The following is a 21,180-nucleotide window of genomic DNA, read 5'->3' on the forward strand; positions in this document are numbered from 1 at the left end:
CTCTAGGGTGATCTTCACTGATCTCGTGAAATCTGGATTTTGCACCATGAAATTTACCGGTACCGACTCCTACGTTGCCAGCGACGACCTGCGCGTGGCCGTGAATGCGTCCATCGCGTTGCAGCGTCCGCTGCTCATCAAGGGCGAGCCGGGCACCGGCAAGACCGTGCTGGCGCATGAAGTCGCCAAGGCGCTGAACGCCCCGATCATTGAGTGGCACATTAAGTCGACCACCAAGGCTCAGCAGGGCCTCTACGAGTACGACGCGGTGTCGCGTCTGCGCGACAGCCAGTTGGGCGACGAGCGCGTGAAGGACATCTCGAACTACATCAAGCGCGGCAAGATGTGGGAGGCTTTCACCGCCGAGACCCGGCCGATCCTGCTGATCGACGAGATCGACAAGGCCGACATCGAGTTCCCGAACGACCTGCTGCTCGAGCTCGATCGCATGCAGTTCTACGTCTACGAGACGCAGCAGACGATCAAGGCGGAGCAGCGCCCGATCGTGATGATCACCTCGAACAACGAGAAGGAACTGCCGGACGCCTTCCTGCGCCGTTGCTTCTTCCACTACATCCGCTTCCCCGATCGCGAGACGATGACGCAAATCGTCGACGTCCACTTCCCGGACCTGCAGCGCAACCTGCTGCGCGAGGCGCTGAACGTTTTCTACGACATCCGCGAAGTGCCGGGCCTCAAGAAGAAGCCCTCGACCTCCGAGCTGCTCGACTGGCTGAAGCTCCTCATGGTCGAGGACATGTCGCCCGAGTCGCTGCGGTCCAAGGATTCCAAGCAGCTCATCCCGCCGCTGCACGGTGCGCTGCTCAAGAACGAACAGGACGTCCACCTGTTCGAGCGTCTGGCCTTCATGGCGCGCCGGGAGCAGCGCCAATAACTCCATAGGAGTCACGCCATGTTCGTGAACTTCTTTCTCGAGCTCCGTCAGGCCAAGTTGCCGGTCTCCATCAAGGAATACCTTTCCTTGATGGACGCGATGGACAAGGGTGTCGCCGAATACAGCGTCGACGACTTCTACTACCTGTCGCGCGCCGCACTGGTGAAGGACGAGCGTAACCTCGACAAGTTCGACCGCGTGTTCGGCCATGTCTTCAAGGGACTGGAGGCGCTGCCTGCCGAAGGCATCACCGCCGAGATTCCCGAGGAGTGGCTGCGCAAGCTCGCCGAGAAGCTTCTGACCGAAGAGGAGAAGAAGCAGATCGAGGCGATGGGTGGTTGGGAAAAGCTCATGGAGACGCTGAAGAAGCGCCTCGAAGAGCAGCAGAAGCGCCATCAGGGCGGCAGCAAGTGGATCGGCACGGCCGGCACGTCGCCGTTCGGCGCCTACGGCTTCAATCCCGAAGGCGTGCGCATCGGCCAGGATAAGAATCGCGAAGGCCGTGCGGTCAAGGTGTGGGACAAGCGCGAGTACAAGAATCTCGACGACACGGTCGAGATTGGCACGCGCAACATCAAGATCGCGCTGCGCCGGCTGCGCAAGTTCGCGCGCGAGGGCGCCGAGGTCGAGCTCGACATGCCCGACACGATCCGCTCGACGGCGCGCAACGCGGGCTACCTCGACATCAAGATGGTCCCGGAGCGGCGCAACAAGGTGAAGCTGCTGCTGCTGTTCGACATCGGCGGCTCGATGGATGCGCATATCCGCGTCTGCGAGGAGCTGTTCTCGGCGGCGCGCACCGAGTTCAAGCACCTCGAATTCTTCTACTTCCACAACTGCCTCTACGAAAAGCTGTGGAAGGACAACCGCCGTCGCCACGTCGATACCTTCTCGACGGCGCAGCTCCTGCATACCTATCCGCCCGATTACAAGGTCATCTTCGTCGGTGACGCCTCGATGAGCCCCTACGAGATCGCCTATCCCGGCGGCTCGGTGGAGCACTGGAACGAGGAGGCGGGTCAGGTCTGGATCCAGCGCATGGCCGACACCTATCGCAGCATGGTGTGGCTGAACCCGGTGCCCGAGCGGCACTGGAGCTACACGCCGTCAATCCAGCTCCTGCAGCAGCTCTCGAGCAATCGCATGTTCCCGCTGACGTTGGGCGGCCTCGATAGCGCGATGAAGGAACTGAACAAGTAGTATTGGGGGAGCGAAGATGAAGACCGGACCGGCCGTCGCCGAAATCCTGAAGCGCGAGGGCGTCGAGTATCTCTTCGCTTACCCCGTCAACCACTTGATCGAGCATTGCGCGGCGATCGACATCCGTCCGATCATCGTGCGCCAGGAGCGCATCGGCCTGCACATGGCCGATGCCATGTCGCGGCTGACCAAGGGCCGCAAGATGGGCGTGTTCTGCATGCAGAGCGGGCCGGGCTCGGAGAATGCCTATGGCGGCGTCGCCCAGGCGTTCGGCGAATCGGTGCCGCTGCTGGTCATCCCCGCAGGCTATTCGCGCCGCATCGCGCACGTGCCGCCGAATTTCAATTCGACGATCACCATGGCCCACGTCGCCAAGCATGCCGAGCCGATCAGCTCGGGCGCCGACATCGAGAACATCATGCGCCGGGCCTTCAGCCTGCTGCGCAACGGCCGTGGTGCGCCGGTCATCATCGAGTTTCCCGCCGAGGCCAACGGTGAGGATGCGCCCGATCCGCTGACCTACCAGCCCGTCGTCGCCACCAAATACGGTCCCGATCCCGCCGCGGTGAAGGAAGCCGCCAAGGCGCTGGTCGAGGCCAAGCGACCGGTCATCTATGCTGGCCATGGCGTGCATTGGGCCGAGGCCTATGACGAGCTGAAGGAACTGGCCGAACTGCTGGCGATTCCGGTCTGCACGTCGCTGCAAGGCAAGAGCAGCTTCGACGAGACCCATCCACTGTCGCTCGGCTCGGGCGGTCGCGCCTATCCCAAGGCGGTGCGCTACTTCCTCGACAATTGTGACGTGCTGTTCGGCATCGGCTGCTCCTTCACCGAAACCAACTTCGGCGTCTCGATGCCCAAGGGGAAGGTGGTGATCCACACGACGCTCGATCCCAACCACCTGAACAAGGACGTGCGCTGCAAGTACGGCCTGGTCGGTGACGCCAAGCTCGCGTTGAGAGCCATGATCGACGAATGCAGCAAGCTCGTGGGGGGCCAGAAGCGCGATGCCGGCCCGGTGGTGGCCGAGATCAAGCCGATCGCCGACGAGTGGCTGCGGGAGTGGATGCCGAAGCTGACCAACAACGAGGCGCCTCTCAATCCCTATCGCGTGCTGTGGGATCTGCAGCACACGGTCGACGTCGCCAACACCATCATCACGCACGACGCCGGCAGCCCGCGCGACCAGCTTTCGCCCTTCTGGAAGACGACCGCGCCGCACACCTATATCGGCTGGGGCAAGACCACGCAGTTGGGTTACGGCCTTGGCCTCGCGATGGGCGCCAAGCTCGCCTGCCCGGACAAGCTCTGCATCAATGTTTGGGGCGACGCCGCCATTGGCTTCACCGGCATGGATTTCGAGACGGCGGTGCGCGAGCGCATCCCGATCATGTCGATCCTGCTCAACAACTTCTCGATGGCGATCGAGCTTCACATCATGAAGATCTCGACCGAGAAGTACCGCTCGACCGACATCTCCGGCGACTACGCCGCCATGGCGCGCGCTTTCGGCGGCTACGGTGAGCGCATTACCAAGGTCGAGGACATCGTGCCGGCCATCAAGCGTGGCATCGAGCAGACCAAGAAGGGCGTGCCGGTCCTGCTGGAATTCATCACCTCCAAGGAAGTGACGATTTCGGTTCCGAAGTAACGACAAGTTGTCGTCCAGGCCGTAGCGACGAACCTTTCCCCCTAAGGGGAAAGGTGCTTCGCTGTCGGGCATGACCACCATCCTTACGCCGACCGGTGAGCACGACGTCGCGACGCGCGACGGCCTCTGGATGAGTGCGGCCGATGCGGAGAAGGTCACCGGCTGGACCCTGAAGCCCGAAGGAATGTGTCGCGCGGAGCTTTGCGTACCTCTGCCGGCCTCGGCCGTGAGGGGTGCCGACGTCGACGTTGCGGCTTTCTGGACGAAGCTCGGTGGGCCGGCGATCGCCAGCGAGGCGGGCGACGTATGGGCGCTGGGCGCACCGGCCGATGACCGCAATCACGCCCTCGAAGGGCTCATGGCGCCGGACTTCACCTTGCCCGATGTCGACGGCGTGCCGCGTTCGCTGTCGCAGCTCAGGGGCACCAAGGTCTTCCTTGCTACATGGGCCAGTTGGTGAGGCTGCCGCTTCGACTTGCCCGTGTGGCAGACTCTCTACGATGAGCTGAAGGACAAGGGGTTCATGGTCGTGGCCGTGGCGGAAGAAAGCCGTGGTGCCGAGCATGCGCGTCCCTGGATCGACCAGGCGCGGGCAGGCAGCCTGTCCAGCTACTGGCAGCTCATCGACACCGAGCACCGCCTCGAAGATCTCTACAATCTCGTGAACGTGCCGCAGGCCGTGTGGATCGACGAACGGGGCCGCATCGTTCGGCCGCCGGAGACGGCCGGTTCGACCGATCATTTCCGGCGCATGGATCTCTCGACCCGTACGATGTCGGCGGCTGATCAAGCCGCACGCCTTGCCGCACGCCAAGCCTATCTCGATGCCGTTCGCGAATGGGTGAATACTGGCCTGCACGCCATGCCTCCGGATGTCGCCCGCGCCCGCTTGCCCAAGGTGACGCCCGAGATCGCCGAGGCGAGGGCTCGCTTCAGGTTGGGTGTGTGGCTGCGTGGCCATGATCGTGCCGACGAAGGTGATCGTCAGATGGCAGAGGCGAGCCGGTTGCATCCCGACTCGTGGAGCATGTGGCGGCAGGCGCGTGACCTCGAGGAAGTCGGCAAGGCGTCGGGCCCCGACTTCTGGAAACGCGTGCAGGCGTTGGGAAACCGACCCTACTACCCACCACCGAAACTCTAATTGTTGCGTGACATTGTTGGGTGCTTTTCGCGCGGCGTTCGTCCGTGGCCTGTACTGCAATTAGTCATGTAGATGATTGCGGTGGCCTCTTTGACATCCCGTCCACCGAGAATCTTGATGCAATCTTGACGTGAATACTACCTTGGATTCGGCTTCCCTTCGTTAAGGTCCGGCGGGAAAGTTGGAAACCGGGGTGGGGTAATGGAGCGAAGCGGCAAGCGGAGCGGCACGCTCCGCAGGGGGATGCTGCCATTTCTTTCGCCTGAGGCGACAGCGCCAAAGGGGCGACAGCCGGCTTGGCGTTCGCTGCGGACGGGCTTGCTCGCCAGCAGTGCATTGGGGGCCTTGGTCCTCACGGCCGGCGTGGCCAATGCCGAAAATTTCTCTGTTACCAACAATAACGATGGCGGGCCCGGCTCCCTGCGCCAGGCCATCATCGATTCCAACTCCTTCGCTGGCCCCAACTCCATCACGATCAACTCAGGCGTCGGCACCATCGTGCTCGGCAGCGACCTACCGCAGGTCATGTCCAGCGCCACGATCTCCGGCAACGGCGCCACGATCTCGGGCAACAACCTGTACCGCGGCCTGTCGATCGGCGCCTTTTTCGCCACGACGCCAGTGGCGGTCAGCGTCACGGTCGAGAACCTGACGATTGCCAACACCAAAGCCCAGGGCGGCAGCGGCGCGCAGGGTGGCGGCGGCGGTGCCGGCTTGGGTGGTGCGTTGTTCGTAGCCGACAAGGGCAATCTGACCGTCCGCAATGTCAACCTGGTCAACAACACGGCGGCCGGCGGCAACGGCGGGTTGTCGAGCGGCTCGGATGCCGGTGGCGGCGGCGGCATGGGCGGCAACGGCGGTAGCACGGCAGCCGATGGACAAGGCGGCGGCGGCGGTTGGGGCGGCGGCGCCAATGGCGGCAATGGAGGGCAGAACGGCTCGACTGGAACAATATCGAGTGCCATGCCGGGCGGTAACGGTGGCAACGGCAGTACCTCGGGCGGGGCCGGTGCTCAGGGCGGCGGCGGTGGAGGTGGCGGTGGCACCGGCGCAGGCGGTGGCGGCGGTGGCGTCGCCGGCGGCAACGGCACGAATGCCGATGGCGGCAGCGGTGGTTTTGGCGGTGGTGGCGGCGGTGGCTCGACGGGGACCGGCGGAACCGGCGGCTTCGGCGGCGGTGGCGGCGGCAGCACTGGCACGGCAGGCGGTGTTGGTGGCTTCGGCGGCGGCGGCGGCGGTCGCACCGGTGGCGCGGGTGCAGTCGGCGGCTTCGGCGCTGGCGCCGGCAATAGCTCGGGCAACGCGGCAGGCGGTGGTGGTGCGGGCCTTGGCGGCGCGATCTTCGTCCAAGAGGGCGGAACCCTCAATTTCGGCGGGACCTTGGCGATCAACGGCAACACCGTCGCGGGCGGTACCAGCGGCGGCAACGGTGCCGGCGCCGGGTCGGGCTTCGGCGGAGCCCTGTTCCTGCAAGGCGACGGCACGATCCAATTCAGCCCGGACAGTGGCCAGACGCAGACAGTGTCCGACGCCATCGCCGATCAGAACGGCTCGGGCGGCACCGGCAGCTACGCACTCCTCAAGAGTGGTGCCGGGACATTGGTTCTGAGCGGCACGAACAGCTACTCCGGCGGCACTCAGATCAACGACGGCACACTCTCGGTGTCGGCCGATCCCAATCTCGGCAAGGCGGGCACCGGCATCTCGCTCAGTGGCGGCACCCTGCAGGCCACGGCGAGCTTCACGGCCGGACGTACTCTGACGCTGAATGGCACCGGCGGCACCATCGAGACGGCCACGGGCACGACGCTCACTCTCAACAACGGTGTCCACGGCGCCGGTGGCCTGATCAAGACCGGAGATGGGACGCTGATCCTGGATGGGACCATCTCTCCGCCCGGGGTCAACTATGCCGGTGCGACCATTGTCCGGCAGGGTACCCTCGGTGGCCAGCTCTCGGCCGCCAGCGCTTACACGATCGAAACGGGCGCCATCCTCACCGTCTCCGATGATCAATCCATCGGGTCGCTGAGCGGCGCAGGCACTGTCAGGGCAACAGGATCGAGCGTGGTAGATACTCTGCGGGTCGGCGGGACCCACGGCTCCACGATCTTCAGCGGTACGCTGGAAAATGGCCTTGGTCTGTTGCAACTGAGCAAGACCGGCACCGGCACGCTGACCCTGACCGGCACCAATACCTATACCGGTGGCACAACGATCAGTGGGGGCACGCTTTCGGTCTCGAGCGACGCCAATCTCGGCGGCTCTGGCGGGATTACCATCGGCAACGGCACGTTACAGACAACAGCGACATTCGCTTCGGCGCGCGGGATCACGCTGGGTGGCACCTTAGGGGACACGATCGAAACGGCGGCAGGCACGACGCTTACGCTGAGCGGCTCCATCATCAGCTTCATCGACGTTCAACTCATCAAGACCGGCGCTGGCACCCTGGTTCTGTCCGGCACCAACAACTACACCGCCGAGACGGTCATCAAGGAAGGTGTGCTGGCGATCACCCACGATGCCAGTCTCGGCCATGCCACCAGCGGCGTAACCTTCGACGGTGGCACGTTGCAGTTCCTGGGATCGTTCGACCTCGTCGCCTCGCGGGCCCTCAAGCTCGACAGCGGCGGCGGCACCATCGACACCGGCACTTTCAATACGACGATAAGCCAGGCCATCGCCGGTACGGGGGCGCTGACCAAGATCGGGACCGGCACGCTCACCCTCGGCGGCAGCAATCTCTACACCGGCTCGACGGCGATCAACGGCGGCACTCTGGCGCTGTCGGGCACCGGCAGCATCGCACCGTCGGCCGGCGTCGACCTCGCCTCGTCCGGTGCGGTCTTCGATATCTCGAGCGTCAGCGGCAGCGGCACGACAATCCAGGCCCTCTCGGGCGTGGCCGGCACGAATGTGGTGCTGGGCAACAAGACGCTGACCCTCGGTTCCGCTTCTTCGACGACCTTTGGCGGCGTCATCGCAGGCACGGGTGGCTCGCTCGTCAAGCAGGAGACGGGGACGCTGACCCTCACCGGCGCCAACACCTACACGGGCGGTACGACGGTCTCGGGCGGTACCCTCGCAGGCAGTTCAACAAGCCTGCAGGGCAACATCCTGAACAATGCGGCGGTGACGTTCGACCAGTCAGGTAATGGCACATATGCGGGCGACATGTCAGGCAGCGGCAGCCTGACCAAGACCGGCACCGGTACATTGACGCTTTCGGGAACCAACAGCTACTCGGGCAGCACGACGATTTCGGGCGGTACGCTCGTCGGCACGACGACCAGCCTCCAAGGCAACATCCTGAACAATTCGGTGGTGACGTTCGACCAGGCAACCGACGGCATCTATGCTGGCGCCATCACGGGAAGCGGCCGACTGATCAAGACTGGCGCAGGTGCGGTCACGCTCTCAGGTGCCAATAACTATTTCGGCGGTACGACGATCTCGGGCGGCACCCTGATCGGTACCACGACGAGCCTTTGGCGCGGCATCGTCAACGACGCTGCACTCGTCTTTGACCAGGCATTCGACGACTTCTTGACTGGGGACATTTCCGGCAGCGGCAGCGTAACCAAGCGCGGTACGGGGAAGGTCACCTTCGCTGGCACCTTTACCTACACTGGTGAGACGGTGATTGCCGGTGGCACGCTGGCGTTGACGGGCAATGCCAGTATCGATCAGTCGAGCGGCGTTCGCCTCGATGCTGCCGGCACAGCATTCGATATTTCCGCTGTCGGCGGCAATCCTCGCACGATCAAGGATCTCTCCGGCGTCGCCAATTCGACGGTGATCCTGGGTTTCACCAGCCTCACGGTCGGCACGTCGAACAACACGACGTTCAGCGGCATCATTGAAGGTGACGGCACTTACGCGTGGACCGGCAACCTGATCAAGCAGGGGGCAGGCACGCTGACCTTGGCCGGCGTCAACACCTACACCGGCGCGACCACGATCATCGCCGGTACCTTGGCGATTTCGGGCGCCGGCAGTATTGCCGCGTCGCGTGATGTCGAACTCGCAACGACAGGGAGCGTCTTCGACATCTCCCAGACGACCAGTGGCACCACCATTACGAACCTCACCGGCGTAGCGGGCTCGACGGTGGCGTTGGGCAGCAAGACCTTGACCGTCGCATCGGGTGCCTTCGATGGCATCATCCAGGACGGCGGAATAGGTGCCGGCAGCGGCGGGTCGCTGACCAAGCAGAGCACCGGCACGCTGACGCTGACGGGCGTCAACACTTACACCGGTGAGACGAGGATCACCGCCGGCACCTTGGCGCTGTCGGGCAGCGGCAGCATTGCCTCGTCGAGCGGCGTCATCCTGGATGGCACGGACGCGGTCTTTGACATCTCGCAGACAAGTAGCGGTGCTTCCGTCGCTTCACTCGGCGGCACATTCGATAGCAGCATCATCAATTTGGGTGCGAAGACCCTGACTGTCGTCAATGGCGGAGACTTTGGTGGTGTCATTCAGGGTACGGGTGGGCTTACCCTCGCCAATGGTGCCAGCCTCGGCCTCAGCGGCACCAACACCTACACCGGCGTCACGACGATCGGTACCAATGCCGTGCTGGAGTTGGACGACAGCGGCACCATCGCGCAGTCCAGCCTCGTCGACCTGGCCGGAAGCGGAGCCGTCTTCGACATTTCCTGCGGCTGCACGAACCCGCAGACGATCAACGACCTGCAGGGTGTCGCAGGTACGGTGGTCCGCCTCGGCATCAACAGCCTGACCATGGGCACGGCGAACTCGACGACCTTCGCCGGCGTGATCGACGATTTTGGCGGCAATGGCGGGCTGATCAAGCAGGGCAGCGGCACGCTGACCTTGAGCGGCGCCAACAGCTACACCGGCGGTACGACGTTCAAGGGCGGGGCGCTCGCCGTCTTCAACGACGGGAATCTCGGTGACACCAGTGGCAGCCTCACGTTCAACGGCGGTGCGCTGAAGTTCCTGGCGCAGTTCGATCTGGAGAACACGCGCACCATCACCATGGCGGCCGGTGGCGGCACGATCGACACCAACGGTTTCGACACGACGATCTCGCAGTCAGTCAACGGCGTCGGCGGTCTGACCAAGGCCGGCGCCGGCACCCTCACCTTGGCGGCCTTCAACGCCTATAACGACCTGACGACGATCAGCGGCGGCACCCTGAAGCTCAGTGGCACCGGCAATATCGCCTTCTCGAATGGCGTTTACCTCGCCAGCGGCACGGCCGTCTTCGATATCTCCGCTGCAGATGGCGAGCGTTGGATCAAGGCCCTCTCGGGTGTTGCCGACTCACGGATCGTTCTCGGGGCCAACAACCTCAAGACCGGCACGCTCAACGGCCAAAAGACCTTCAGCGGCATCATCGAAGGCAGCGGTGGCCTCATCCTGAAGGACGCGCTGGGCAAGCTCACCTTGGAAGGCGTCAACACCTACACCGGCGCCACGAGGGTCGAGGAAGGCACTTTGGCGATCGGTGGCAGCGGCAGCATTGCCTCGTCGAGCGGACTCGTCCTGTTCGGAACGGCGGTGCTCGATATTTCCAGTGCCACGGGCGAGGTTGCCCTCAAGACTTTCGAGGGCGGGACCGGCACGGTCGTTCAGCTCGGCGCCAATACGCTCGTCCTCGATCCCGCGACCTCGGCTATATTCGGCGGCGTCATCAAGGGCAGTGGTGGCGTCACCAAGAAGGGTTCGGAAACTCAGGCCTTCGATGGTGTCAACGAGTATACCGGCCTGACCAGAATCGAGGGCGGCACCCTGACGCTTGTCGGTGCCGGTGACATCGCAAACTCTAGCGGCGTCGAACTCGCGACCGCAGGGGCGCTTTTCGATGTGTCCGGCGCGACCGGCAATCGCACGATCCGCGGGCTTGACGGTGTCGCCGGGACGACCGTCGCGCTCGACGGCAAGACCCTCACCATCGACACATCGCGCTCGACCACCTTCAGCGGCACGATCGACGGCCTCGCCGCGGCGGGTCTCGTGAAGCAGGGCATGGGCACGCTGACCCTGACGGCAAACAGCCATACCTATGGCAGCGCAACCCAGATCCTCGCCGGCACTCTGGCGCTATCGGGCGCGGGCAGCATCGCACAGTCGAGCGGCGTCCAGCTCGATGGCACCGGCACCTTCGACATTTCCGCCAGCACGAACGATCAGACCATCAAGGACCTGAGCGGCGGCGTCGACGGCAGGATCGTGCTCGGCAGCAGGACGCTCACGGCCGGCACCGCGAACAATACGACCTTCGGCGGCGTCATCTCCGGCGATGGTGGCTTCACCAAGCAGGGCACGGGCCAGCTCACCTTCGGAGGGGCCAACGTCTACATCGGAACGACGACGATCACGGCCGGTACGCTGGCACTTGCAGGTAGCGGGAGCGTGTCGGGCTCGAGTGAAGTCTCGGTCGCCAGTGGTGCCACGTTCGATGTGAGCGGCATCGCAAGCGCTACGGCGATCAAGAACCTGACCGGCACGGGCACGGTCAAGTTGGGCGCCCGAGAACTGCAGATCACCCAGGCGGCCGGTGAGTTCGCCGGCACGATCGGCGGAAGTGGTACCGGTACGGCACTCTCCGTCCTGGACGGGACACTGACCCTTACCGGAGCGTCCACCTATACGGGCGATACCTTCGTCGGCCCGACAGCGACCCTGGCGCTGAAGGATGGTGGTTCGATCGCCTCCACGGCCAAGGTCGTATTTGGTTCGTCGGGATCGTTCGACATCTCGCAGACCACGTCGGGAGCGACCGTCGGCGGGCTGGAAGGCGGTGGTCTCGTGTCGCTCGGCAGTCGCGACCTCACGATCAGCGGCGCCGGTGCCTCTTTCAGCGGCGTGATCCAGGGCGGCGGCGGTCTGCAACTCGCGGCCGGTGCCCAGCAGAGGCTGAGCGGTGCCGCCACCTATGGCGGTGGAACGACGATCGCGGCCAACGCGACACTTTTCCTCGACGGCAGCGTCTACATCACGACGTCGTCCAAGGTCGATCTCGCGGGCGCTGGCGCCACGCTCGACATCTCCGGCAGCACCGTCTCCGGGCCGCAGATAGTCCGGGACCTGCAGAGTGCGTTCACCGGCTCGAAGGTCGTGCTGGGCGCCAACAGCCTCTCGGTGCTTTCGTTCAACGATACGGCCTTCGCCGGTGGGATCGAGGGCAGTGGCGGCCTGATCAAGGACGGCTCGGCGACCCTGACGCTCAGCGGCACCAGCACCTATGGTGGCGGCACGACGATCACGTCGGGTACGCTCATCGTGTCGAGCGACGCCAATCTCGGTGCCGCGTCGGGCGGCGTAACCTTCAACGGCGGCACGCTGCGGCTCGGCGCCAGCTTCAATCTCGTCGCGACCCGCGCGATCACGCTCGACGTCGTCGGCACGATCGACACCAATGGCTTCGACACCATCATTTCACAGACGATCGGCGGTTCCGGCCAACTGGCCAAAGTCGGTTTGGGGACGTTGACCCTGGGAGGCGTCAACACCTATGTCGGCGACACGTTCGTCCAGGGCGGCACCGTTGCGATCACCAGCGACGCCAGCCTCGGAGCCACGTCGGGTACCCTCTATCTCTACGATGGCGCGCTTCGGTTCCTGGCGAGCTTCGATCTCGACGCGACGCGCCAGATCGCGCTGGGCGGGTCCGGCGGCACGATCGACACCAACGGCTTCGACACGACGATCAATCAAGCGATCACCGGCGCCGTGACTTTGACCAAAGTCGGCGCAGGCGTCCTAACCTTGAGCGGTACCAACAGCTATCGCGACGCGACGTTCCGGGGAGGCGTGGTTGCCGTCTCGCGCGATGCCAGTCTCGGCTCGATCTTCGGCAGGCTCACCTTCGACGGCGGTACTTTGCGGTTCCTGTCGAGCTTCGACGTATTTGGCGCGCGCACGGTCGCCCTCGACGCCGGTGGTGGCACGATCGATACCAACGGCTTTGTCACGATGTTCGACCGGGGGATCACCGGCGCTGGCCAACTGACCAAGGCCGGAGCCGGTACGCTGACCCTCAACCGCGCCAATACCTATACCGGCGCGACCACGATCGGCGCCGGCACGCTGGCGCTGTCGGGGGCAGGCAGCATCGCAACCTCGAGCGGTGTGAATCTCACGGGGGCGGGCGCGACGTTCAGCATCTTGGGTGCCAACGGCAGCCGCACGATCCGGGACCTCGCCGGTGTCGCCGGTACGTCTATTGCGCTTGGTGGCAATGGCCTGACGGTCGGGACGGCCAACAACACGAGTTTTGCGGGCGGGATCAGCGGCACTGGTGGCCTGACCAAGCAAGGCAGCGGCACACTGACCCTCGCGGGCATCAACACCTATACTGGCGGCACGACCGTGAGCGCCGGCACGCTGCAGGGCACTACGACGGGCTTGCAAGGTGCCATCACGAACAACGCGGCGGTGGTCTTCGATCAGGCGAGCAACGGCACCTATTCCGGCAACATGTCGGGCAGTGGTTCGCTGACCAAGACGGGCGGTGGGAACGTCACCCTCTCGGGCACAAATACCTACTCAGGCGGCACGACGGTATCGGGCGGCACCCTGACCGGCACGACGGAGAGCCTGCAGGGCAACATCCTGAACAACGCCGCCATCGTGTTCGACCAAACGACCAGCGGCACCTATTCGGAGGTAATGTCGGGCACGGGCACGCTCACCAAGACCGGCAGCGGTACGGTGATCCTGACGGCCAGCAATATCTATAGCGGCGGCACGACCATCAGCGGCGGCACGCTGCAACTCGGCAACGGCGGCACGACTGGCTGGATCGTGGGCAATGTGGCGATGAGCAACAACGCCATGCTGGCCTTCAACCGCTCCGACGACGTCATCTTCGGCGGCAACATCAGCGGCGTCGGCCGGTTGATGCTGATGGGGCCGGGCAAGGTAACCTTGACGGGCACCAACAGCTATTCCGGCGGCACGGTGATCGGCGGCGGAACCGTCGAGGCAAGCTCGGATGCGGCCTTCGGTGCTCCCGGCACGACGTTGACGGTGGCGGGCGGCGCCACGGTGCAGGCGCTGGCAAGCTTCACGAGCGGCCGACCGATCGAGCTGCTGGGCGTCGGCGGCAAGTTCGACACCAACGGCAACACGCTCACCTTACAGGGCACGATCACAGGCGACGGCGCGCTGACCAAGATCGGCGCCGGCACGCTGATCCTTACCGGCACGAACAGCTATACCGGCGGCACGACCGTCGAAGCCGGCATCGTGATGGGCAACAGCATCAGCCTGCGAGGCGCCATCATCAACAACGCCTCGGTGGTGTTCGACCAGGCGACCGACGATACCTATGCCGGTCCGATGTCGGGCACGGGCAGTCTGACCAAGACGGGCGCGGGCAATCTGATCCTCGCTGGGATCAACACCTATACGGGCGACACGACGGTCAGCGACGGCACCCTGACAGGCAGCACGACCAGCCTGCGGGGCAGGATCGTCAACAACGCGACGGTGGTCTTCGATCAAGCAACCGATGGCGTTTATGGCGGCTCGATGTCGGGTAGCGGCGTGCTGGTGAAGAGCGGCGCAGGCGTCCTGACCTTGGGGGGTGTCAACACTTATTCCGGTGGCACGACCATCAGGGGCGGCGTTGTCTCGATCTCGTCCAACGCCAATCTCGGCGACAATGTCGGCGGCCTGACATTCGACGGCGGCGGGTTGCGCTTCGATGCGGGCTTCGCCCTGTCGAGTGCGCGTGCAATCGCTCTCGATACCGGTGGCGGCACGATCGACACCAACGGCTTCAACACGACGATCGCGCAGAGTATCACCGGCAACGGCACGCTGACCAAGATCGGTAACGGCACGCTGGTGCTCGGCGGCAGCAACAGCCACGGCGGCACCATCGTAAGCGGAGGTGTCGTTGCGGCGGCCAACGATGCCGCATTTGGCGTCACCGGCGCTTCGTTGGTGGTCGCCAACGGCGCAACGGTTCAGGCGCTGGCGTACTTCATCAGCAACAGACCGGTCGAGTTGCAGGCGGGCGGCGGTGTCTTCGACACCAACGGCAACACGCTGACCCTGCGGGGCGCGATCTCGGGTAACGGCGGCCTGACCAAACAGGGTGCGGGCACGCTGGAGCTGACCGGCGCCAACACCTACACCGGTACGACGACGATTTCTGGCGGTACGTTGGCGCTTTCGGGGGGAGGCAGTATCTCAGCGTTGGGCAGCGTTGCTCTCACGGCGAGCGGCGTGACCTTCGACATCTCCGGTGCCAGCGGTAATCAGACGATCCAGGATTTCACCGGTGTTGCCGGCACGTCGATCGTGCTCGGCGGCAACACCCTGACGGTCGGCACGGCAACCTCAACGACCTTCAGCGGCATGATCGGGGGCGCCGGCGGGTTGACCAAGCAGGGCAGCGGCACGCTGACGCTCGATGGCTATAACGGCTATAGCGGAGCGACGACGATCAACGCCGGCACGCTCGCGATCGTGGGTGCGGGCGGCGTCGCCTATTCGAGCGTCACGGTGGCAAGCGGCGCCACCTTCGACATCAGCGGCGGTGACTACTCGGAAAACCTGGTCACGGACCTGGCCGGCGGCGGCACGGTGAAGCTTGGCAGCAACGAACTGGTGGTGGGCGCCGCCACGGGTACGTTCTCCGGGGCAGTCGTCGATGCCGGTGCCGGCAGTACGCGCGGCGCGCTGACGATCATCGAGGGCACGCTGACGTTGTCGGGCATGTCGACCTACGGTGGCATCACGCGGATCTACCAGGGGGCGAGCCTGGTGCTGACGGGAGCGGGTTCGATTGCCGACACGCGCTACGTGGCCTTTTCACCGAGCACCGCCGGCGCGGCGACCTTTGACATCTCGGGCACCACCGGCGGCGCCACGGTCGGTGGCCTGTTTGACACGAGCAGCGCGGGCCTCGGTCGCGTCGTATTGGGAAGCCAGACGCTCACCGTCACCGGAAGCAGCGGCGCCTTCAAGGGCATCATCTCGGGCAACGGCGGCCTCGCGCTCGCGGCCAATGCCACGCAAGCGTTGGCCGGGGTCAACAGCTATGCCGGCACGACGACGATCGGGGCAGGCGCGACGCTCATGCTCTACGACGACGGCAGCATCGCCGCGTCGAGCGGTGTCTCTCTCTCAGGGATCGGCGCGAGCTTCGACATCTCCGGCGCCTACGGCGGCCGTACGATCCAGGATCTCGCCGGCGTCGCTGGCGCGACCCTTTTTCTGGGCGGCAACAGCCTGACGGTCGGCACGGCCAACAGCACGACCTTCGCCGGTGTGATCGCTGACGATGGGTTTGACGGCGGCAGGGGCGGGTCCCTGGTCAAGCAGGGCAGCGGCACGCTCACGTTGACGGGCGCCAACACCTATACCGGCGGCACGACAGTGTCGGGCGGTACGCTGCAGGGCACGACGACGAGCCTGCAGGGCAACATCGTCAACAATGCCAGCGTGGTGTTCAATCAGAGCAGCAATGGCACCTACTCCGGCAACATGTCTGGCACCGGTTCGCTGTCGCTGACGGGCGGCGGCAACCTCACTCTTACCGGCACGAACACCTATTCGGGTGGCACGGCGGTGTCGGCTGGCGCGCTGACCGGCACGACGACGAGCCTGCAGGGCAACATCGCCAACAACGCCGCGGTGGTGTTCAACCAGACGACCAGCGGCACCTATGCCGGGGTGATGTCGGGTTCGGGCACGCTCACCAAGACCGGCAACGGCACGGTGATCCTGACGGCCAACAATAGCTATGGCGGTGGCACGACCATCAGCGGAGGCGTTCTGCAGTTGGGTAACGGCGGTACGACCGGCATGATCACGGGCAATGTGGTCGTGAACGGCGCCGACAGCCTGCTGGCCTTCAACCGGTCGGACGCGATCACCTTTGCCGATGACATCAGCGGCACCGGCGGCATCATGTTGATGGGGCCGGGAACGGTCGCGCTGACCGGCAACAATACCTTTACCGGCGGCACGGCGATCGGCGGCGGCACGGTGCAGGCGGGTTCCGACAGCGCCTTCGGTGCAGCCGGCACAAGCTTGACGCTCGGTGGCGGTGCCACGGTGGAGGCGCTGGCGAGTTTCACCAGCGACCGGACGGTGCAGTTGCTGGTCATGGGCGGCACTTTTGACACCAACGGCAACACGCTCACCCTGCAGGGGGCGATTACGGGCGTCGGCGCGCTGACCAAGACGGGCGCGGGCACGCTGATCCTGACGGGCACGAACAGCTATACCGGCGGCACGACGGTCGAGGCAGGCACGGCGCAGGGCGACAGCGCCAGCCTGCAAGGCGCCATCATCAACAACGCGACGGTGGCCTTCGATCAGGGGACGAACGGTACTTATGCCGGCACCATGTCGGGCACCGGTGCTCTGGTGAAATCCGGCGCCGGCAATCTCACGCTCGGCGGCAGCAACAGCTATACCGGCGGCACGACGGTGTCGGGCGGCACGCTCACGGGCAACACGTCGAGCCTTCAGGGCAACATCGTGAACAATGCCGCGGTGGTGTTCAGCCAGAGCACGGACGGCACGTACGCCGGCATCATGTCCGGCGCGGGCGGGTTCACCAAGAGCGGTGCGGGTAACCTTACGCTGACAGGAGCAAACAGCTACGGCGGCGGCACCGTGGTATCGGGCGGGACGCTGACCGGTACGACGTCGAGCCTGCAGGGAGCCATCGTCAACAACGCGACGGTGGCTTTCGATCAAGGGACGAACGGCACCTATAATGAGGTGATGTCGGGCAGCGGCGCGCTGGTGAAGGCCGGCACGGGCACCCTCACGCTGACCGGTGCCAACACCTACACGGGCGGCACGACGGTATCGGGCGGCACGCTGACCGGTACGGCGTCGAGCCTGCAGGGCAATATCCTGAACAATGCGGCCGTCGCTTTCGATCAAGTCACGAACGGCACCTACGCCGGCTCGATGAATGGCAGCGGCGCCCTCACCAAGAACGGTGCCGGCGCGCTAACGCTCACCGGCGCCAACAGCTACGGCGGTGGCACGACGGTGAATGCCGGCAGCCTGATCGGCAACAGCGCGAGCCTGCAGGGCAACATCCTGAACAATGCCGCAGTGGTGTTCGACCAGGCGAATAACGGCACCTATGCCGGCGCCATGACCGGCAGTGGTTCGCTGACCAAGAGTGGGGCCGGCACGCTGGTGCTGACCGGCGCCAACGTGGTGGGCGGCGGCACGACGATATCGGGTGGTGTCCTGGCGGTGAACGGCTCGCTGACCAGCAGCATCACGGTGACCAATGGTGGTGTGCTGGGCGGTAGCGGCCAGCTGATCGGTGCTCTGGCAGTGACCGGCGGCACGCTGGCGCCCGGCAACTCGATCGGGACGCTGAATGTCACGGGTAACTTCACGCAGACCGGCGGCGTCTATCAGGTCGAGGTCAATAGCGGCGGCCAGAACGACAAGATCGTCGCCACCGGCACGGCCACGCTCGGTGGCGGCACCACAGTACAGGTGCTGGCCACCCAAGGCGCCTATCAACGCAACACGACCTACACCATCGTCACGGCAACGGGCGGGCTCACCGGCACCTACGACGGTGTCACTAGCAATCTCGCCTTCCTGACGCCCTCGCTGAGCTACGACGCTAACAACGTCTATCTGCTGCTAGAGCAGATGGCGAGCGCCTTTGCCTCAGGGGCACAGACCGCCAACCAATACGCCGTGGGCATGGCACTGGACACCGCCTCGCCGACGGCGACGGGGGATTTCACAACGGTGCTGACGGCGCTGGCGGGCCTCAGCACGGCGCAGGGTCCGGCGGCGCTCGATACGATCAGCGGCCAGCCCTATACCGGCTTTGGCACGGTCAATATCCTCGCGGCACGGTCGTTCCTCAACGTGGTCGGCCAGCAGACAGCGAACGCACGCGTCGGTGCCGACGGCACGCAGCGTGTTGCCTTGGCGGAAGCCTGTGTCATTGCCTGCGACACGCCGGAGCCGCCGCGTTGGGGCGCCTGGATGAGCGGTTACGGCGGCGTGGGTGGGGTCGGCGGCAACAACAATGCCGGCGCGTTGAACTATAACTTCGGCGGTACGGCGGTCGGCGTCGACTATCGCCTCGATCCCCGGTTCCTCGTGGGCCTGGCGGTCGGCTACTCGAGTGGCCGGCAGTGGGTGGCTAACTTCCAGGGCACGGGCTGGACGGATAACTACAGCGTCGCGCTCTATGCCTCATTCAATCAGGGTGGGTTCTACGCCGATGCGCTGGCGGGCTATGCCTACTCTGACAATCGTCAGCAACGGATCCTGTCGATCCCTGGCTTGGCGACGCGCTACGCCAGCGGCACGACAGGAGCGAACCTGTTCCTGAGCCAGATCGAGGCGGGCTACAAGATTGGGTTCGGCCCGGCAGGATTCGGATCGTCCGGGACGGCGCAGGCGAGCATCACGCCGTTCGCGCGCTTCCAGACGGTGGCGGCCTCGCAACGCGCCTTCACCGAATGGGGCGCCGATTCTCTGAACCTGATGGTGCAGCAGCAGAACACCACCTCGGTACGTACCGTTCTCGGTGCCGATCTGGCGGCCAACCTGCCCCTGGGCGACCGGACCTTGGATATCGCGCTGCGCCTCGGCTGGGCACACGAATATGCCGATACGGGCCGTCCGATGACGGCATCATTCGCCGGAGCGCCGACGGTGCCCTTCACCGTCTATGGCGCGCAGCCCCTGCGCGATGCGGCGGTGATCGGCCTCAACCTCGGCACCAGGATCACCGACTCGATCTCAGCCTATGTCCGCTACGACGGCGAGCTTAACGGTCGTGACGATACGCACGCTTTTTCGGCCGGCTTCCGCATGACGTGGTAGCGTTCTTCTCGAGTGTAGATCGCATATCGAGTGTATCGGCATGTTCCGTTCGGCTGATTCCAGCCATGCAAGACATGCTCTAAGCTCCTTCCCCTTGAGGCTACCTCAAGGGGAAGTCGATGCAGCTCCGCTGGAATGATCTCGGAACGCCGCGCGCCGACAGAGCCGCCGGCAAGAGAGTGGAGATCGCGGGCTTTCCGCTCACGTCCCTTTTGGCGAGGAGCGCCGACCATTTTCTGATGATGGCCGAGCCTGGTTGCTGCCAGGGTTGTGTGCCGGCCAATCCGTTGGCTGTCGTTGAAGTCTCCGCCGATCGACCGCTGAAGCTCGGCAACGGAGCCTTGCGATTGAGAGGCACATGGTGCGTCTCGCCCGATTCCGAAGGTTGGCGCTATCGGCTCGAAGGCGCCGAGGTGACACCGGGTCTCACGCGCCGCGCCGCGATCACCGCAAGCGCACTCTTCTGTTTGCCGGTGCCGGCGATGGCGCAGGCGGGCGACGGCGCGGCCGTCGATATTCATAGCCACGCCGGAAATCTGATCTGGTTGAGCTTCGGCCGTGGCCAGTCCGTGCCGGTCGCCGATCCGATGCGCCAGGGCGGCATGTCGGCGATCGCTCTCGCCGTCGTGGCGGATTCACCGATCATCAAGCTCACCGATGGCCGCCTACGGCCCAGCCGCGATCCGCGGCCCGGCGAGCTTTACGAATTCAGCCAGCGATCATTTCCGGCGTTGCACGCGCTGGCGCGCGAGCAAGGGTTACCGATCATCAAGACGGCCGCGGATTTGCGCGCAGTGCGAGCCAGCCGGCCGTCGGTCATCGTTTCTGCCGAAGGCGCCGACTTTCTCGAGGGCAGGATCGAGCGTCTCGACGAGGCGTTTCAACGTTGGGCGCTACGCCATCTGCAGCTCACGCACTATCGGCCGAACGAGCTCGGGGACATTCAGACGGAGCCGAGTGTGCACGGTGGCCTGACGGCGTTCGGCGCCGATGTCATCCGGCGCTGTAATCAGATGGGCATCGTGGTCGACGTGGCACACGGCACTTACGAACTGGTGAAGAAGGCAGCCGCTGTCACGACCAAGCCGCTGATCCTGTCGCACACCTCGTTGACCGAGAAGCCTGTAGCCTGGACGCGGCGCATACTGCCCGATCATGCGCGCGCCATCGCAGCGACCGGCGGTGTCATTGGCCTCTGGCCGGTCACGGCCTATTTCCCCAACGTAGTGGCCTATGCCGAGGCCTTCGCCAGAACCGCGGAGTTGGTCGGCATCGATCATGTCGGCCTCGGCACCGATCAACTCGGTCTGGTCGGGGCAAGCGCCCTACCAAGCTACGCCGACCTGCCGCAACTCACCGCCGCCTTGCGGACAAAATTCAATGAGGCGGAGACGGCCAAATTGCTCGGCGGAAATTACCGGCGAGTCTTCGAGGCCAGCGTTGCCTGACAGGCTCACGGCACCGTGAACC

The 21,180-nt window shown here is 64.9% G+C and carries 6 protein-coding genes; all 6 read left to right on the forward strand.

The features are described 5' to 3' along the window. Nucleotides 1-46 precede the first annotated feature (46 nt). The 6 genes from EPO50_RS14845 to EPO50_RS14870 all read left to right on the forward strand — a co-directional run bounded on the left by EPO50_RS14845 (nucleotide 47) and on the right by EPO50_RS14870 (nucleotide 21,158). The gene (locus tag EPO50_RS14845) at nucleotides 47-895 is read left to right on the forward strand and encodes a MoxR family ATPase (protein ID WP_020698268.1); all 849 of its coding nucleotides are present in this window, start codon (nucleotides 47-49) and stop codon (nucleotides 893-895) included. Between the two features lie 18 nt (nucleotides 896-913). Further along, nucleotides 914-2,095, forward strand: a complete 1,182-nt coding sequence (locus tag EPO50_RS14850) for a VWA domain-containing protein (RefSeq protein WP_296345294.1) — start codon at nucleotides 914-916, stop codon at nucleotides 2,093-2,095. Between the two features lie 16 nt (nucleotides 2,096-2,111). After that, nucleotides 2,112-3,746 carry a thiamine pyrophosphate-requiring protein gene (locus tag EPO50_RS14855; protein WP_296345296.1) on the forward strand — a complete coding sequence of 545 codons (1,635 nt, stop codon included), beginning with the start codon at nucleotides 2,112-2,114 and terminating at the stop codon, nucleotides 3,744-3,746. 70 nt (nucleotides 3,747-3,816) lie between these two features. Beyond that, a complete protein-coding gene (locus EPO50_RS14860) occupies nucleotides 3,817-4,887 on the forward strand; it encodes a TlpA disulfide reductase family protein (protein ID WP_296345298.1) in 1,071 nt (356 codons plus the stop codon). Between the two features lie 363 nt (nucleotides 4,888-5,250). Then, entirely contained in the window at nucleotides 5,251-19,710 is a 14,460-nt protein-coding gene (locus EPO50_RS14865) for an autotransporter-associated beta strand repeat-containing protein (RefSeq protein ID WP_296345300.1), read from the forward strand. Between the two features lie 119 nt (nucleotides 19,711-19,829). After that, nucleotides 19,830-21,158 (forward strand): membrane dipeptidase, encoded by a 1,329-nt coding sequence (locus EPO50_RS14870; protein ID WP_296345302.1) that lies wholly within the window; start codon nucleotides 19,830-19,832, stop codon nucleotides 21,156-21,158. Nucleotides 21,159-21,180: the final 22 nt, after the last annotated feature.

This window comes from Reyranella sp., from assembly GCF_004297405.1.
Classification (GTDB): domain Bacteria; phylum Pseudomonadota; class Alphaproteobacteria; order Reyranellales; family Reyranellaceae; genus Reyranella.

Excerpts from the sequence above, each read along its gene's own strand:
- EPO50_RS14845 (WP_020698268.1), top strand. The coding sequence starts at position 47 with ATGAAATTTACCGGTACCGACTCCTACGTTGCCAGCGACGACCTGCGC.
- EPO50_RS14850 (WP_296345294.1), top strand. The coding sequence starts at position 914 with ATGTTCGTGAACTTCTTTCTCGAGCTCCGTCAGGCCAAGTTGCCGGTC.
- EPO50_RS14855 (WP_296345296.1), top strand. The coding sequence starts at position 2,112 with ATGAAGACCGGACCGGCCGTCGCCGAAATCCTGAAGCGCGAGGGCGTC.
- EPO50_RS14870 (WP_296345302.1), top strand. The coding sequence starts at position 19,830 with ATGCAGCTCCGCTGGAATGATCTCGGAACGCCGCGCGCCGACAGAGCC.